Origin of the sequence: Paenibacillus sp. FSL M7-0896 (assembly GCF_037975415.1) — a bacterium.
Classification (GTDB): domain Bacteria; phylum Bacillota; class Bacilli; order Paenibacillales; family Paenibacillaceae; genus Paenibacillus_AQ; species Paenibacillus_AQ silagei.
Genome location: NZ_CP150250.1, coordinates 6,923,417 through 6,939,395, shown reverse-complemented (window position 1 = coordinate 6,939,395; position 15,979 = coordinate 6,923,417). Strand labels below are relative to the sequence as shown.

Below are 15,979 nucleotides of genomic sequence, written 5' to 3'. Positions count from 1 at the left end.
TCCAATGGTCAATAGAGCGGATTAGTAGATACAGTGAACAAAAGGAAGGGCAGACATGGAATGTCCCTGGTTAAGTCTTCCGAGACATTGAAACGCCCCGGTTCCTTTGCGGGGATAACTGGGGCGCGTTCTTGATTCTACTTGTACTATTTAGACAGGAGCTTGGTTGCTAACGGGGATGGTTACTTCACAGCGGTCCGCATCCGGTAGCTAACCGGTACCTGCAAGGTCCGGCCCTGGAAGAACTCCTCTACCTCTGCCGAGAATTCGGCGATATCCTGCTCAAGTGAGGCCGGGCTGAGCTTCAGGAGGGACTGGACGCCGCCCTGGCTGAGGGCCAGCCCGATATAGCGCTGTGCATCGCATGACTCCATATTGTGAAAAACAATCTCTCTCGCGTACGTAAACCGTCCGCTGGCTTTGATCCGGTTCAAATGACCTTCCTTGTCCCATTTGCTGGCCTGGTCGGCACCGGGCTGAAGCTCCGCAAGCATGGCATCCGAAGCCGCAATCAGCCGGTTGTAACGGGCTTCAATAGCGGGCTGCAGCACCAGAGGCCAGTCACAGTCGTAGGCGGCAAAGACTCCGCCGGGCCGCAGACAACGGGCGATTTCCTGAAGAGTGCTGTCCGGGTCCATCCAGTGGAACGACTGGGAGCAGGTGATAATGTCCACACTCTCCGTATCGAAAGGAAGCTGGTTGGAGTAGCCCTGCACAAAAGACAGGTTATCCGCTCCGCTGCCGAGAAGACGGAGCTTGTCCTGAGCCTTGCCCAGCATATCCGGGTTTGGCTCCACTCCGGTCACTGCATTGGCGGCATCCTTCCACAGAAAGGTGGACAGGCCGGTGCCGCAGCCAATATCTGCAACATGGGCAGGACGGTGGCCCAGGTAACTGGTGAGCAGTTCAATCACCATCGGCGGCGCTTCCGGCCGGTAACGGTCGTAGTCATTTTGGTACCCCAAAAAACGGTCGATATCAGCCTTGCTGTTGCCTGAAGGAATCATAGGAAGGGCCTCCTCGCTATAGGTAGCTAAGTGTAGGATAAGTTAGTCATGCCTGCTGTTCAAAAGGAACGGAGGGTCATGAAGCTCCCCCTGCTAACGCAAAAGCGCCGGATCAACCGCAGGTACAAGCCCTTCGGCAGCAGCCCGGTTCAGCAGTGCAGAGATGGCCGCATAGCCGTCCTCGCCAAGGCTCATCGTGAATTCATTGACGTACAGATCAATATGCGATTTGGCCACTTCCGGCGATAGCTCCTGGGCGTGGCTTAGCACGTATTCCTGGCAGTCCAGAGGATGGTCCCAGGCATACTGGAGTGAGCTGCGAATCCAGCCGGTAATGGCTTCAGGGTCCAGATCGCGGCGGGCAATAATCGCACCGAGCGGAATAGGCAAGCCGGTATCGCTCTCCCACCAGCTCCCGAGGTCAGTCAGCAGGTTGAGATTGTAAGACGGGTAAGTGAAGCGGGCTTCGTGGATGACGAGTCCGGCATCGATCTCTCCCTTTTGCACGGCAGGCATGATCTCATCAAAAGGCATAACGACGATCTCGGCCGGACCGCCCTGCACCTGCTGTGCTACCCAAAGACGGAACAGCAGGTATGCCGTAGAGCGTTCGCTCGGGACGGCAATTCTGCGGCCGGACAGCTCGCGCGGATGTTTGATGGCGCCTGCGCCTTTGCGGGTTAGTACAAGCGGGCCGCAGCCCCGTCCCAGCGCACCGCCGCAAGGGAGCAGCTTGTACTTGTCCAGCACCCAGGGAAGGGCGGCGTAGGAAATCTTGAGCACCTCAGGCCCGGCGCCGTCTGCTGCAAGCCCGTTCGTAATATCGATATCGGCAAACATTACATCCAGCTTGGGTGCGCCGGGAATCAGGCCATGCGCCCAGGCATGAAAGACAAAGGTATCGTTAGGACAAGGGGAATAAGCAATATGAAGCTGTTGTGTCATTACAGCACCTCCCGTAAAATAGCCGCTGCCGCTGCCAGAGCGTCGAGCGCTTCATTGATCTTCCACGCGGCCCGGTCGCGTGGACCGACCGGGTTCGAGATCGCGCGCAGCTCCAGCGCCGCGATTCCCAGCGCCTGGGCGGCCACGGCGACCCCGTGGCCTTCCATCGCTTCCGCCGCCGCCTCCGGGGGGCGCGCGGCCAGAGCCGCGGCCGTCCCGGCGGTGCCGGTCGCGGTGGACACGGTAAGCACGGGGCCCGTGCTTACCGTGAGGCCGGCCGCTGCCAGCGCGGCCGCAAGGGCCTGTACCGTGCCGCCCGGCGCAGGCACGGACACGCTGCCGAAGCCGAGCTCGGCAGCGCTGCGGAAGCCCTCCGGCGTCTCTGCGCCGAGGGCCGCGTCCCGCATCTCGCTGGCGATGACCAGCGAGCCTACGGGTGCGCGTCCCGGGAAGCCGCCGCCGATCCCGGCGCTGACGACGCAGCCGTACGAGCCGGCTGCCAGGGCGGCGGCGGTGCCCGCCGCTGCCGCAGCGGGGCCGGCGCCCGCCGCGATGACGTCGAACCTGCGGCTGCCGGCGAGGCCGCGCAGGACCGCCTCGCGCTCAGCCGCGACTGCCGTCACGATCAGCACGCGCGGCGCGGGGGCTTCTTCCGCCGCAGCACTGCGCGCGGCGGCCCCGGAATGATGATGATCCTTCGATTCCATAATCAGCCTCCTTTTGTAGCCTTGGTATAAGTTAGGATAGGATTCATTTGAAGTATTAGGAATAACCAATAAGTTGCTTGCTAAGAGCCGTCTGCTTCGGTGTATACTCACCTTTTGAAAGTCTACGCCGTTTTAGAGAACAAATCAAATATGCGGAGCGGGAGATAGATGGATTTTCTCCACTTGCTGATGAACGAATAAACCCTGCTAAAACAGTAGCTGGATAAAAGGCACTTAATTAAGGATGATCCGCCCAAAGTGGCGAAATTCAGCTCTATTAGATGTAGATTTTCCACTTGCTTCCGTATAAATTACGAAAATAGAATAACTATGATACAGTTTTCCACTTGCTTATTGCGGGAGTTGGAGGGGGTGATTGTTGCGCGGGTTGGGGGGAGTATTTACCCGCAGAGGCTAGCTTTTTTGTAAGAATTAGGCTTCACATGACCGCAGCATAGAGCGATCCTTCCTTGCGCCGGGCGGAATGAAAATTAATTCACCTCCCGCGCTTGACAGACTGCTTCCGATAACGTATATTTATCTTAACTTAAAGATAATTAACTTGAAGATAAATGCAGCCGGTCAGGAGGTGTACCAAATGAGCAGCAAGAATAAGACAGCAGGAACAGAGACAGATACTACGCTGGAGCAGGAGCAGGCAGCATCGCTTAAATTGTTCGTCGTTCTGTCGAAGGCGTACAAGAGCCTGATGGATCAGGCGGTGAAGGATATGAAGAGTCACGGGCTGGCCTCGGCGGAGTTCATGGTGCTGGAGGTGCTGTATCATAGAAACCGGATTCCACTTCAGCAGATTGGCGAGAAGATTCTGGTCACCAGCGGCAGCATCACCTACAATATCGACAAGCTGGAGAAGCGGGGACTGCTGAAGCGCGTTCCTTGCGAGGATGACCGCCGTGTTACGTATGCCGAGATTACGGAGGCGGGACGGGAGCTGTTTGATGATATTTTCCCGCAGCATGTCGATTCTATTCACAGCCTGATGGGCGGACTGGACAGCGAAGAGAAGGCTCAGGCGACGCTGCTGCTGAAGAAGCTGGGCAAGGGAGTATAGAAGTGAGTCCGTAGCAGCCCAGCTGCGGTAAGGTTGTCTGCTTGTTAGCAAGCTGAACGAAAGAAGAGAATAATAGCTCAGCAATTTTTTTAGCAAATATCTTAATGTTAAGATAATTAAAACCAAGAGAATGGAGAGTGTTTAAAATGGTTAGTGTAGGTTTATTGTTGATGAGATTGGTGATTGGTGTAGCGTTCATCGGGCATGGTGCACAGAAGCTGTTCGGCTGGTTCGGCGGATATGGACCTAAGGGAACAGGCGGCTGGATGGAGTCGATTGGTATCAAGCCGGGCGTGCGTATGGCGGTGCTGGCAGGTCTGATGGAGCTGGTCGGAGGCCTGCTGTTCACTCTGGGTCTGCTGACTCCGGTGGCTGCGGTGCTGATTGCGGCAACGATGCTCGGTGCCATTGTGAAGGTTCATGCTCCTAACGGATTCTGGTCCACGGCGAACGGGATTGAGTTTCCTTTAACGGTGCTGGTAGTCGCTGTAGGTATAGCGCTGACAGGCGCGGGTTCGATTTCACTAGACGCAATATTCTTCAATTAAAATAAGCGCATCATCATCACAACTATCAGGAGGGTTCACTCATGACTATGCATACTGCAGGGATTCATCATGTTACCGCTTTTGTTGGAGACGCTCAGCGTAATGCTGATTTCTATGCCGGAATTCTAGGCCTGCGGCTCGTCAAAAAAACCATCAATTTCGACGCCCCCGAGGTCTACCACCTCTACTTCGGCAATGAGCAGGGTGCGCCGGGTACGATCATCACCTTCTTCCCCTGGGCTCATGGCCGCAAAGGCAGAATCGGCGGAGGACAGGTTGGTGTGACTACTTATGCTGTACCGGCCGGCTCTTTCGGATTCTGGGAGCAGCGGCTGGCCGCTTACCAGATTCCTGTGACTAAGGTTACCCGGATTGGCGAGTCGTATCTCTCTTTCGCGGATTATGACGGACTGCGGATTGAACTGGTGGAGCGTGAAGAGGGTGCGCTGAGCACCTGGTCGTTCGGCGGCGTTCCGGTAGAGCATGCGGTTAAAGGCTTCGGAGGTGCTGTCCTCTACAGCACGGCCCCGGACCGGACAGCGGATACACTCTCCCGCACCCTGGGAATGGAGCGTATCGCTGAAGGGGACGGCTACATCCGCTACAGAGCTTCAGGCAATATCGGCAATATTATTGATCTGAAGGCCACTCCGGTTCCGCAGGGCGGCGGCGGTACAGGTACCGTTCACCATATTGCTTGGCGGGCCGCAGATGACAAAGAGCAGCTGGAGTGGGGACGCCGGGTTCAGAGTCACGGCTACCAGCCGACTCCGGTGCAGGACCGCCAGTACTTCAATGCCATCTACTTCCGGGAAGAAGGCGGAATTCTGTTCGAGATTGCAACCGATCCTCCGGGCTTTGCCCGTGATGAAGCACCGGAGGAGCTGGGGCAGAAGCTGATGCTTCCGGCTTGGTTTGAGCCGCAGCGTGCGGCGATTGAAGCGAACCTCAGCCCGTTTGAAATCCGTGAACTGGAGGTGAAGCCGGTATGATTCATGTATTTGAGCAAGGGACAGACGTAACCCAGCCAACACTGGTCTTATTCCACGGCACAGGCGGCAACGAGCGTGATCTGCTGCCGCTGGCGGAGCTGCTGGTACCCGGAGCATCTGTGCTGGGCATCCGCGGCAACGTACTGGAGAATGGCATGCCCCGCTTTTTCCGGCGGCTGGCGGAGGGGATTTTCGATGAGGAGGATCTGATCTTCCGCACCCATGAGGTGAAGCAGTTCATGGATGAAGCGGCTGCAAAATACGGCTTCGATGCTGATAACCTGGTAGCAGTCGGCTATTCTAACGGCGCGAATATTGCGGGCAGCCTGCTGTTCCACTACGGAGGAATCTTCCGTGCGGCAGTGCTGCTGCATCCGATGGTTCCGCTGCGCGGCCTGGCGATTCCTTCGCTGCAAGGGGTTCCGGTCTTTATCGGGGCAGGGACCAATGATCCGATTATCCGCTCCGAGGAGACCCGGGAGCTGGAAGCACTGTTAAGCGGCGCCGGGGCAGAGGTTACCTCGCACTGGGGCAATCAGGGGCACCGCCTGAGCGCCGCCGAGGCGGAGGCGGCAAGAGATTGGCTGGCCGCTCTTACAGATTCTGTGAAGTAATAACAGCACCACCCGAGATAACCGCCTGCGGGCCTGCCGATCACCGAGAGGATTGGCGGATACGGCAGGCGGTTATTTGTTGTTCCTGCCAAGCTGCCGCACTTTCCCCCCCAACCAGAAATTCATTGAACATTCCGGCGGTAATCGGTAGTATGGAGAAATATATAAACGGACCTGAACATAAATGGCTCTGCCGTCTTACTAAAGGTTACGGGCAAGAAAGGATGTATCCTGTTCATGATGAAGCAAAATTCGGTGACAAGCCTGGCCGGGGGCGGGCCGTCCAGAAGCCAGCGGCTGCAGCTTGCCGTGATTCTGGGAGCCATCGCTACCATTGGTCCCCTGTCGATTGATATGTATCTGCCTGCCCTGCCTGCCCTTGGCCTCTATTTCGATACCAGTCCCGCCATGATTCAGCTTACCCTGACCTTCTTCCTGCTGGGACTGGCTTCGGGCCAGCTTGTGGCCGGACCGCTCAGTGATGTGCATGGGCGCCGGATTCCGCTGTTGTTCGGAATGATGATCTATGCGGTATCCTCGCTGCTCTGTGCGTTCAGCCCGTCCATCGGACTGCTGATTGTGCTGCGCTTCATTCAAGGCCTGGCCGGATCGGTAGGGGTGGTGATCTCCCGTGCGGCGGTCCGCGATATGTACAGCGGCTCGGAATTAACCAAGTTCTTCTCGCTACTGATGATTGTCAACGGACTGGGTCCGATTGCAGCGCCGGTCATCGGGGGGCAACTGCTGAGAGTGACGGACTGGAAGGGGGTATTTATCGTCTTGTTCGTATGCGGGCTGCTCTTCGCGGCGGTCATCCTGTTGCGGCTGCCGGAGACTCTGCCTAAGGAACGGCGTATCCGCAGCGGGCTCAGAGGGACCCTGCGTACCTTCCGCATCCTGCTCGGCAATGCCGGATTCATGGGCTACGCGCTCTCCCAGGGCTTTGTTATGGCAGGAATGTTCGCTTATATCTCGGGATCATCCTTTGTTCTGCAGACGATTTATGGGGTATCCCCGCAAATGTACAGCCTGATTTTCGCCGTGAATGGCCTCGGCATTATTCTGACCGGGCAGATTGCCGGGCGGATGTCGGCCAGAGTGGGTGAGCGTAAGCTGCTGATCTGCGGCCTTCTGCTCAGTACCTCTGGAGGTATTCTGCTGCTGATTACCCTCCTCGCCGATGGCGGGCTGCTGCCGATCCTAATCTGTCTGTTCGCTGTGGTTGCAAGTGTAGGTCTTGTGGGTACGACCAGCTTCTCGCTGGCGATGCAGGATCAGGGGGAGACCGCTGGCAGCGCCTCTGCGCTTCTGGGTCTGCTTCCCTTGCTGCTGGGGAGCTGCGCGGCTCCGCTGGTCGGACTTGGCGGCAGCGGCTCGGCCCTGCCGATGGCGCTGGTCATCGCGGGAGCGGGCCTCCTGTCGGTTCTGTCCTATCTGCTGCTGTGCAGAAGAGAGGTCAAGCTGTGAGCCGCAAGGACTTTGCTACCCTGTTGCTGCTTGCTTTTGCCTGGGGGGCTTCCTTCCTGTTCATGCGGATTGCCTCGCCGGAGCTCGGTCCGGTCTTCACGACAGAGCTGCGCGTTACGATTGCCGGAGCTGCTCTGCTGCTCTATGCGCTGCTGACCCGGCGCAGGCTGGGCCTCCTGAAGCACTGGAGATCTTTCCTGCTGCTCGGTGCGGTTAACGCGGCGCTCCCGTTCACGCTGATCTGTATGGCCGAGCTGCACTTAAGCGCCTCGCTGGCGGCGATTCTGAATGCAACAACCCCGATGTTCGCGGCATTGGCGGCGTGGGGGACCCGGAAGGAGAAGCCGGGGGCGGCCAAATCAGCCGGGCTGATCATAGGCCTTGTAGGTGTGGGCGTGCTGGTCGGCTGGAGTCCGCTTCCGCTGACCGGCACGGTTCTTTTATCCGTAGGTTACTCTCTTGGAGCCGCGCTCTGCTATGCGTTCGGAGGATTATACGCATCACGCGTAGGCTCCGGTCTCACTCCGCTGGCGCTTGCTGCGGGACAACAGCTGGGCGCAAGTGTGGTGCTGCTGCCGCTGGCGGTGATTTTTGCCCCGGATCATCTGCCTTCTTCCGCCGCTGTATATTCTGTCCTCGGCCTCTCGCTGATCTGCACCTCAGTGGCATATCTGCTGTATTTCCGGCTGATTGCCAATATCGGCCCGGTCAAGACCGTTAGTGTTACCTTCCTCGTGCCTGTATTTGGCCTGTTGTGGGGCGTAATCTTCCTGCAGGAGCAGGTCTATGCCAATACCATCGCCGGGCTGGTCATCATCCTGCTGAGCGTTATGCTGGTGAACCGGAGGGCCAGGAAGGGTTGAAGGGATATTCAGCAAACTTTCAGCGCATTTTAACGTTCATTGTAGAGAAAAGGGATATATTGAAGAGGTGAAAGGAGGGACACCCATGAATGTCTCATCCGTTGCCGCTTCATCATCTGTATCTTATACATCCTCCAGTGCCAGCGATACCGCTGCACTTGAGAAGCAGAAGGCGAAGCTGGAAGCTGAGCTTGAGAAAGTAAGCGCAAGCAAGGACAGCGAGCAAGCCAAAGAAACCAAAAACAAGCAGCTAGAACAGCAGATCAAGCAAATTGAAGCACAAATTACCCAGAAGTCACAGGCTGCGGGCAGCTCCGCTTCTGCCCAGAGCGCTGCTGCGCCTCCGGACAAGCCTGCCGGTAACCATAAGCTGACAGCAGCATCCGTTCAGGAGATTGCTAACGCAACCACCGACAGCGCAGGGAGATTCGACATCCGAGTATAGCCTGAGCGAGAACAGCATGTCTCTGAAGGGAGCCGCCATTGCCATGGTGACAGGCTCTCCGTTAGGGGATGACAACCCTTGGTACGATGATAAAAGCACCCGGACTAATCGCAGTCCGGGTGCTTTTATGCAAATATAGATGTATACGCTTCCCACCATCACCGGATAAATATAAATCTGATGCAGGGACATATCCTCCGCCCGCCGTCTAACTCTTGTAGACATGTGACCATTATACGGGAGTTCTGTTGCGGATCTTGTTATAATGGGTTCGTATGAAGAGGGCTGAATATGTTCAGGCAACAAGAGCGTTCGGCAGTGAGGCAGGTGAAGTCATGCATACTGTAATCAAAAATAAATTGGAACGCTTCAAGCTCGTACGGCTGCTGATATCCATCTACCGGATTAAGGCGGTGCGTGCGCTTTTTCCGCTGCTGATTATCGGTCTGGTCTATCTGGAGGGGCAGCATGAGCTGAAGCAAATTCATTTAGGCAAAATTATCCGTGATCTGAAATCCGTTCCCGTACCCTCTATTATGCAGATGCTGGGAATTTCGCTGCTGTCGGTGGCGGTCATGAGTACTTATGATTACTTGATCCGGCGGCATTTCCGCCTGCAGATCGGCTGGTTGCGGACCTTCCGTTATGCCTGGATTGCCAATACGTTCAATAATATGATCGGGTTCGCCGGTCTGGCTGGCGCGGGCCTTAGAACGCTGCTCTATAAACGGAGCAGTGTGCCTGCATCCTTGCTCGCGCCGGCCATTGTGTTCCTGTCACCGCTGATGATTACGGGGTTGTCGCTGCTTGGGTGGGGGACGATAACCGGACTTCTGCCGGCGGACCGGCTGCTGGAGGCGCATCGCTGGCTGGGTTTTGCAGTCTGGGGGATAGCACTGTATCTGCCATTCTTTGTACTCCTCCAGCGCTCTGCGCTCTTCGCCAAATGGGTCAACCGGGGTGAGGGGAGAACCGCTTGGCTTACTGTGGTTGCTTCTGTGGGTGCCTCCTTCCTGGAGTGGGTGTTCGCCGGGCTGACCTTCTGGTTCATTGCCGGTGAGATGCTCGGAAGCGCTCCGTTTCTCACCGTCTTCAGTATCTATGTAGTGGCTGCGATAGCGGGAATTCTAAGTATGGCTCCCGGCGGCATCGGCGCGTTCGATCTGATTGCGCTGCTCGGACTGACCCAGCTGGGCATCAAGAGCGACCATGCCATGGCAGTCCTGGTCATCTACAGATTATTCTATTACATTATCCCCTGGCTGATCGGTCTGGTGCTGGCTGCGCTGGAGTTCGGGCTGCCGGGTACGAAGGGCGCTGAACGCAGCGGCGACAGAGTGGAAGCCCCCCTGACGGTCTGGCAGAAAATATGGGGCTGGCCCGGTCAATATACCTTCCTCAGCGATCTGGGCGTATGGGCACTCGGCAAGCTGGTCTTGGCCAGCGGTCTGCTTCTGCTGCTGTCGGCAGCTACGCCTGAGCTGCTCTACAGGCTGAAGGTGACAGAGGAGCTCCTGTCGCTGCCAGTGATGCAGATCTCGCACCATCTGTCCGTGCTAATCGGCTTTATGCTGATTCTGCTGTCGCGGGGAATCTCCCTGCGTGTCCGCAGGGCTTATGTCTGGACGAGCCTGCTCCTATTGGATGGGGCGGTCTTTGCATTTACGAAGGGGTTCGATTACGAGGAGGCCTTGTTCCTGCTGGTGGTGGCGATGATTCTGTGGATCTCACGAAGCCGGTTCTACCGGATCAGCGTTCCGTTTAGCGCCAAAAGTACCTTATGGTGGCTGCTCCTGACTTCGGCTGTAGCCCTCAGCTATTACGGGCTGGCGAGTTATACCCATCACGGCTTCCTGAAGCATCTCCCGCCCGGAATCCAGCCGGAATGGCTGCGGCAGCACAGTAATGTGGCCGCCACGGCGGCCGGCGGACTGATTTTCTCTTGGCTGCTGCTGACGATGGTTGTAGCCCTCAGGCCGCAGCACAAGGCAGATACGCTTCTCGCGAATAAGGATATGGCGCGGCTGGAGCGCTTCCTCTCGGAGGGCTGGGGCAATGCCTTAAGCCATATGCTGTTTCTTGGCGACAAAAGCTTCTATTGGGCCCAGGAAGGCAAGGTGCTGTTCGCCTTCGCCAGAGTCCGGGACAAGCTGGTGGTACTGGGTGATCCGCTTGGGCCGATGAATCTGCTTAATAACGGAATCAGTGAATTCAGGCAGGCTGCTGATTTGTATGGACTATCTGTAGTCTTCTATCAGGCGACCCCGGCGCATCTTCCGCTCTATCATGAGCAGGGCTACCGCTTCTTCAAGCTGGGGGAAGAAGCGCTGGTCCCGCTGGCGGACTTCAGTATTAGCGGTTCGCGGAACGCCAGCCTGCGTAATGTGAAGGGGCGGTTCGAGCGCGAGGGCTACCGTTTCGAGATCACAGAGGCTCAGCATTCGAAGGAGCTGCTGCAGGAGCTTCGCCTGTTGTCAGAGGAATGGCTGGCCGGGCGCAAGGAGAAAGGCTACTCGCTGGGCTGGTTCAGCGAGCCGTACCTCCAGCTCGCACCGTTGGCGCTGCTGCGTGGAGCAGACGGCCATTTGCTGGCTTTTGCCTCCATGGCTCCTGGTTATAACGGGCAGAAGACGGTCTCGGTGGATCTGATGCGCCATCACAAGGATACCCCGAACGGGACTATGGACTACCTGTTCCTGTGTCTGCTGGAATGGGCGAAAGCGCGCGGTTACAGAAGCTTCAATCTGGGGTCTGCCCCGCTGTCCAATGTCGGGGGCCGCTTTGGAGCGCTGCGGGAGGAGAAGCTTGCCCGGCTGGTTTTTGAACGCGGAGGCCACTGGTACGGCTTCTCCGGTCTGCGCCGGTATAAGGAGAAGTTCAACCCGGCGTGGGAGCCGCGTTATCTGGCCTATCCTGCTGCGGTGACTCTTCCTCTCTTGACTCTGGATTTGGTGAGGCTGGTCTCCAGGCATCCGGAGGAGGGGAAGTGAGATGAATAGCCTGCTGGTGATTGGAGAATAAGCCTTGTAGTAGACGGAAAATCGCGTAATAGGAGGATTATTCTATGTTCAAGAAGGTATTGGTTATTTCCGCGTTGACTATGGGCCTGCTGATTTCCGCCGGTCCGGCGAACGCCAGTCCCAAAGAGCAGCCGCTTAATGAGCAGACCGATGTGGTATGGATTAGCGGAAATGCAGTGGCACTTGTGGATCATGTGAATAATAAAGCAGATATCGTTGACATACATACAAACACTGCGATTACGATATCAGAGGACTCCAGCTGTATCCTGGACCTACAGGTGATGAGCAGTCCGCCGAAAATTGTACTTCTTAAACAAGGCAAAGGCACTAAAATTTCGAAATCTGTATTCTCCTCTGATGGACGTCTCCTCAGCAAAACGGATATCCCGCTTAAAACGGCAGGGGACAAAGTAAAATGGGTAGCTCCAACCGGCAAAACCAATGAACGGATCATGGTCCAAGCGGGAAACAACTTCAGCCTGTATCAATATCCCTGGGCAAAGCCGAGTGTGACTTATAATGCCAAGTTTATTGACAAAGGATATGAAAATGTATCCGTAATGGATTGGGATTTTCAGGAATACCCGTATTTGGCCGTTAAGTATCAGGCACAAGGGATTATGAGCACGGACTATCTGGTGAAGCTGGTTAATTTGTATTCAAGAAATGAGACGGTAATAAAGGACTTCAATACAGACTTCTCCATTCATTCCAGCGGGAACTTCTATGCAGCTTACACTTCCTACACTTATCAGCCCGTGCCGGGGAATGTAAGCCGTCCTTCAGCCGATGAGGCTCAGAAGGTCTTCCAGTTAATCGGCAAATCCACTGGCAAAGAAACGGCTTCTGTCAAACAGGTCTTCAAAGAGGATGGCGACATTTCCGGGTGGGTAACGGAAGTCATTAATGGTCAGGTGTTTGTGGGGGATCTGCAGGGGCGCTCATGGTCCCTGTTCTCTCAGGGAGGCGCGGCGCTGCTGAAGAATCAGGAATGGCCGAAGAATGGCAACACGAAATTCCTGTACGCTAATATAAAGTCGAAAACAGCGTATTTCCTGGATTATTCATCTGGTGATATCTCGGTCATTGCGAGTACATTAAAGTAAATAAAGCTGCTGTGGCAGCAAAAAAGGTGCCGCCCTCTCCGATTGCTGGAGGGGGCGGCTTGCTTTTGATTAGGAGTGTGCGCAGAGTTGGGGGAAGTGCCCGTACGCATGCTGAATGAGTAAATGGTGTGCCAGAAGTGTAAGCGAAAAACAGCATACAAAGTGCTGGCACGCGGACAAACGGCCAATGTATGTCAAAAACAGCATACAAGTGCTGGCACGCAGGCAAACGAACCGAATGTATGCCAAAAACAGCATACATTGTGCTGGCACGCAGGCAAACGAACCGAATGTATGCCAAAAACAGCATACATTGTGCTGGCATGCAGGCGCACGGGCCGAATGTATGCCAAAAACAGCATACAATTGGCTGACGCGAAGGAGAGTAGGCCGAATTAAGGCCAATGGAAGCAAAAATCAGGGGCAATAGTGCCCCTGATTTCGCCGGATGCCCCACAAGTGGGCGGATAGGTAAGAAGGGTTTAACTGTATTAGCTGCGCAGCCGTATAAGTTCTTACACTATCCATCCGCTATTGTGATTTTGTTCGCTGAATCGTCCCGTACCCGCTCAGCTGATACGCGCTACCCACCACAGCATAGCTGCAACCGCCAGGATACCTAGCGCTGCCAGCGTATCACGCCTGCTCCAGCGGAGCTGATAGACGGGGGTCCGCTGCTTGGCTGGATCGTACCCCCGCGATTCTACGGCTGTCGCCAGCTCGTCGCCCATACCCAGGACAAGAATCAGCAGAGGCACGATGATTAGGGCGATCTGCCTCGGGGACCAGCGGGCCACTCCGCGGGCGTGTCTTCCGCGTGAGCCCAGCGCAAGCTGCAGCTGGGCCAGCTTGCCGAGAATCCACGGCACGAACTGCAGGGTCACGGATACTGCAAGCGACCAGTTACGGGTGCGGATGCCCAGGGTCCGCAGCGGAGCGATGCCCCATTCCAGACCCTCGCGCAAGGGGGCACCGGTGGTCGTCTCGGTGAACAGGAAGCCGAGGGCAATCAGCAGCAGGAAGCGCAGCACGCTAATTCCCCCGCGCATTAGTCCTTCGTAGCTGAAGCTGAGCGGACCGAGTGCGAAGTCGGGAGAGCTCCAGCTAAGCCCGGCCAGCAGCCAGAGGAACAGGAACATCAGCAGGAACGGGCGGAAGAAGCGGAAGGCCCGGCGCCAGGAGATGCGGGCCGAAGCCGCGAGCCCGGCCAGCAGCCCGGCGGTAAGCAGCAGCGGGAGAAGAGTGTTCATCCCTAACAGGACCAGCGAGCCGAGAATCATCCCCAGCCATTTGGCCCGGGGATCGAGTCCTTGCCAGCCGGGCCTGCGCGGGGTGTTCTGTTCTTGTCTTGGATTGCCAGGCCTGATTATCGTCTGAACCCTCTCTGTTCTGGAGGATCGAGGAGAATTATCTCGCTTCCAGGTGCCTTCTAAGCTGTATTCCGTACTGTGTTGTTCGCTGGTTTTGGTATTCTGGCTGCCGGGTGGCATGGCGCCGCTGCGGACAGAACCGCCAGAGTCTACCGGCCGGCTGTCCGTCTGCGGCATAGGCAGCGGGTGTTTTTCCAGTGCGGTCAGCAGCTCCTCCAGACTATCAGGGACTGCTTCCAGCAGGCCATGTTGCACCGCTCTGCGTCCCATATAAGCATAGACGGGGGGCGTGAGTCCGGCGTCTGCCAGCAGGCTGGGATCGGCAGTCAATGCCGGAGCAGGACCGTCATAATGGATAGAGCCCTGCTTCATCACAACGACCATGTCAGCAATCGGCAAGAAGCCGTCCAGATCATGGGTGCCGATGATTAGGGTCAGACCGCTACTGCGCAGCTCCTGCACCATTTCGAGCAGTGCCTGCGCTGCCTGCGGGTCCAACCCTGCGGTCGGCTCATCCAGAATCAGGAGCCCGGGCTGTACGGCCAGGGCACCCGCGATACATACGCGCCGTTTCTCGCCTCCGCTAAGCAGAAAGGGAGAGCGCCCGGCGAATTCATCGTAAGCTAGCCCGGTCTTCGCCAGGGCGCTGGCGATGATCTCCGTCCGCTTCTCCTTGGACACCCCGCGCTCCATCAGGCCGTATTCGATATCCTTATGTACCGTACCCGCGAACAGTTGAGTCTCCGGCTGCTGGAATACCATGGATACCGCTTCGGCGGTCGTGTTGTCCATCTTCTTCCCGTCATCGTAAAGTATCTGCCCGGAGGAAGGCTGTGCAAGCCCCGCGAGCAGACGGAGCAGCGTAGACTTACCGCTTCCGTTCACTCCGCAGAGGACGGTCAGCGTACCTGTAGGGATATCCAGAGAGATCTCATGAACCGCTGGCCTGCCGCCTTCATAGCAAAAGGAGAGCTGCTCCGTATGAATTCTCATAGCAGCTCCTCCAGATCCTGTCCGGTCAGCGGCAGCAGGTGAAGCGGCCAGCCCTGCTTCAGCAGCAGCTTCCCGACCCGGACAGCCGGAGAAGGAAGCCAGCCGAGGGTCTCCGGCAGCTCCGAGGTATAGAACAGGCTGCGCGGGCTGCCGTCATAGAGCAGTTGCCCATCGCCCAGCACCGCGATGCGCGGGCTTGCGGACAGCTCCTCCATCCGCTGGGTTACCCAGAGGATGGTAGTGCCAGCCTGCCATAGCCCCTGGGCCAGCTCCAGAATATCCGATCTTCCCTCAGGGTCCAGCATCGAGGTAGCCTCATCGAAGATGATCATTTCGGCTTCCAGTGCCAGACAGCAGCCTACCGCCAGGCGCTGGCGCTCTCCGCCGGACAGTGTAGATACCTCTGCCTCCGCTTTATGGCTTAGTCCTACCTGCCGTAGAATCTCATGGATTCGCGCAATCATCTGGCCCCGCTCCAATCCCCGGTTCTCCAGCCCGAAGGCGATATCCTCGAAGGGGGTGGAGCCTACCGTCTGCGCTTCGGGATTCTGGAATACGAGCTGCACCCGCTGCTTCACTATTGTCCGGTTCTCCGGCAGACGCAGGTCCAGTCCGGCCACGGACAGACTGCCGCCGGAGGGGGTGTTCAGTCCGTTGAAGGAGCGGATTAGCGAGGTTTTGCCGCAGCCGTTGGCCCCAGTGAGCGCTACCCATTCCCCAGGCTCTATATGAATGTTAATCCCTTGCAGTACCGTACGGCGATGCTGCCCCTCCCGCACGGACAAGCTTACATTATGCGCCCTGATCATCCTCATGCCTGCTTTCCG

At 57.0% G+C, this 15,979-nt stretch carries 14 protein-coding genes; 9 read left to right on the top strand and 5 right to left on the bottom strand.

Features of this window, described 5'->3' with window-relative positions:
* Positions 1-182 precede the first annotated feature (182 nt).
* The 3 genes from MKY12_RS30015 to MKY12_RS30005 form a co-directional block, all read right to left on the bottom strand.
* Positions 183-1,007 carry a class I SAM-dependent methyltransferase gene (locus MKY12_RS30015; protein WP_339311939.1) on the bottom strand — a complete coding sequence of 275 codons (825 nt, stop codon included), beginning with the start codon at positions 1,005-1,007 and terminating at the stop codon, positions 183-185.
* Between the two features lie 93 nt (positions 1,008-1,100).
* Positions 1,101-1,952, bottom strand: a complete 852-nt coding sequence (locus tag MKY12_RS30010) for a 1,4-dihydroxy-6-naphthoate synthase (protein ID WP_339311938.1) — start codon at positions 1,950-1,952, stop codon at positions 1,101-1,103.
* A complete protein-coding gene (locus tag MKY12_RS30005; protein ID WP_339311936.1) occupies positions 1,952-2,659 on the bottom strand; it encodes a futalosine hydrolase in 708 nt (235 codons plus the stop codon). Before MKY12_RS30005 ends, MKY12_RS30010 begins: the two co-directional genes overlap by 1 nt.
* A 598-nt stretch (positions 2,660-3,257) precedes the next feature.
* Between MKY12_RS30005 and MKY12_RS30000 the strand changes: the two genes are divergently transcribed.
* The 9 genes from MKY12_RS30000 (at position 3,258) to MKY12_RS29960 (ending at position 12,789) form a co-directional block, all read left to right on the top strand.
* Entirely contained in the window at positions 3,258-3,731 is a 474-nt protein-coding gene (locus MKY12_RS30000) for a MarR family transcriptional regulator (RefSeq protein ID WP_339311934.1), read from the top strand.
* Between the two features lie 146 nt (positions 3,732-3,877).
* Entirely contained in the window at positions 3,878-4,279 is a 402-nt protein-coding gene (locus MKY12_RS29995) for a DoxX family protein (protein ID WP_036728167.1), read from the top strand.
* 41 nt (positions 4,280-4,320) lie between these two features.
* On the top strand, positions 4,321-5,271 hold the full coding sequence (locus MKY12_RS29990; protein ID WP_339311933.1) for a ring-cleaving dioxygenase: 951 nt from the start codon (positions 4,321-4,323) through the stop codon (positions 5,269-5,271).
* Positions 5,268-5,885 carry an alpha/beta hydrolase gene (locus MKY12_RS29985; protein ID WP_339311931.1) on the top strand — a complete coding sequence of 206 codons (618 nt, stop codon included), beginning with the start codon at positions 5,268-5,270 and terminating at the stop codon, positions 5,883-5,885. The genes MKY12_RS29990 and MKY12_RS29985 overlap by 4 nt, the downstream gene beginning before the upstream one ends.
* Positions 5,886-6,125: 240 nt before the next feature.
* Positions 6,126-7,352, top strand: coding sequence for a multidrug effflux MFS transporter (locus MKY12_RS29980; RefSeq protein ID WP_339315011.1), 1,227 nt, complete (start codon positions 6,126-6,128; stop codon positions 7,350-7,352).
* The gene (locus tag MKY12_RS29975; protein ID WP_036728171.1) at positions 7,349-8,215 is read left to right on the top strand and encodes a DMT family transporter; all 867 of its coding nucleotides are present in this window, start codon (positions 7,349-7,351) and stop codon (positions 8,213-8,215) included. Before MKY12_RS29980 ends, MKY12_RS29975 begins: the two co-directional genes overlap by 4 nt.
* Positions 8,216-8,300: 85 nt before the next feature.
* Entirely contained in the window at positions 8,301-8,660 is a 360-nt protein-coding gene (locus MKY12_RS29970; RefSeq protein WP_339311929.1) for a FlxA-like family protein, read from the top strand.
* 335 nt (positions 8,661-8,995) lie between these two features.
* Complete coding sequence (gene mprF / locus MKY12_RS29965) at positions 8,996-11,650, top strand: bifunctional lysylphosphatidylglycerol flippase/synthetase MprF (RefSeq protein ID WP_339315009.1); 2,655 nt, start codon at positions 8,996-8,998, stop codon at positions 11,648-11,650.
* A gap of 74 nt (positions 11,651-11,724) precedes the next feature.
* Positions 11,725-12,789: a hypothetical protein gene (locus tag MKY12_RS29960; protein WP_339311927.1), complete on the top strand. Its 1,065-nt coding sequence runs from the start codon at positions 11,725-11,727 to the stop codon at positions 12,787-12,789.
* Positions 12,790-13,358: 569 nt separating this feature from the next.
* Here MKY12_RS29960 and MKY12_RS29955 read toward each other — a convergent pair.
* A complete protein-coding gene (locus MKY12_RS29955; protein WP_339311926.1) occupies positions 13,359-15,152 on the bottom strand; it encodes an ATP-binding cassette domain-containing protein in 1,794 nt (597 codons plus the stop codon).
* Entirely contained in the window at positions 15,149-15,961 is an 813-nt protein-coding gene (locus tag MKY12_RS29950) for an ATP-binding cassette domain-containing protein (RefSeq protein ID WP_339311924.1), read from the bottom strand. Before MKY12_RS29950 ends, MKY12_RS29955 begins: the two co-directional genes overlap by 4 nt.
* Positions 15,962-15,979: the final 18 nt, after the last annotated feature.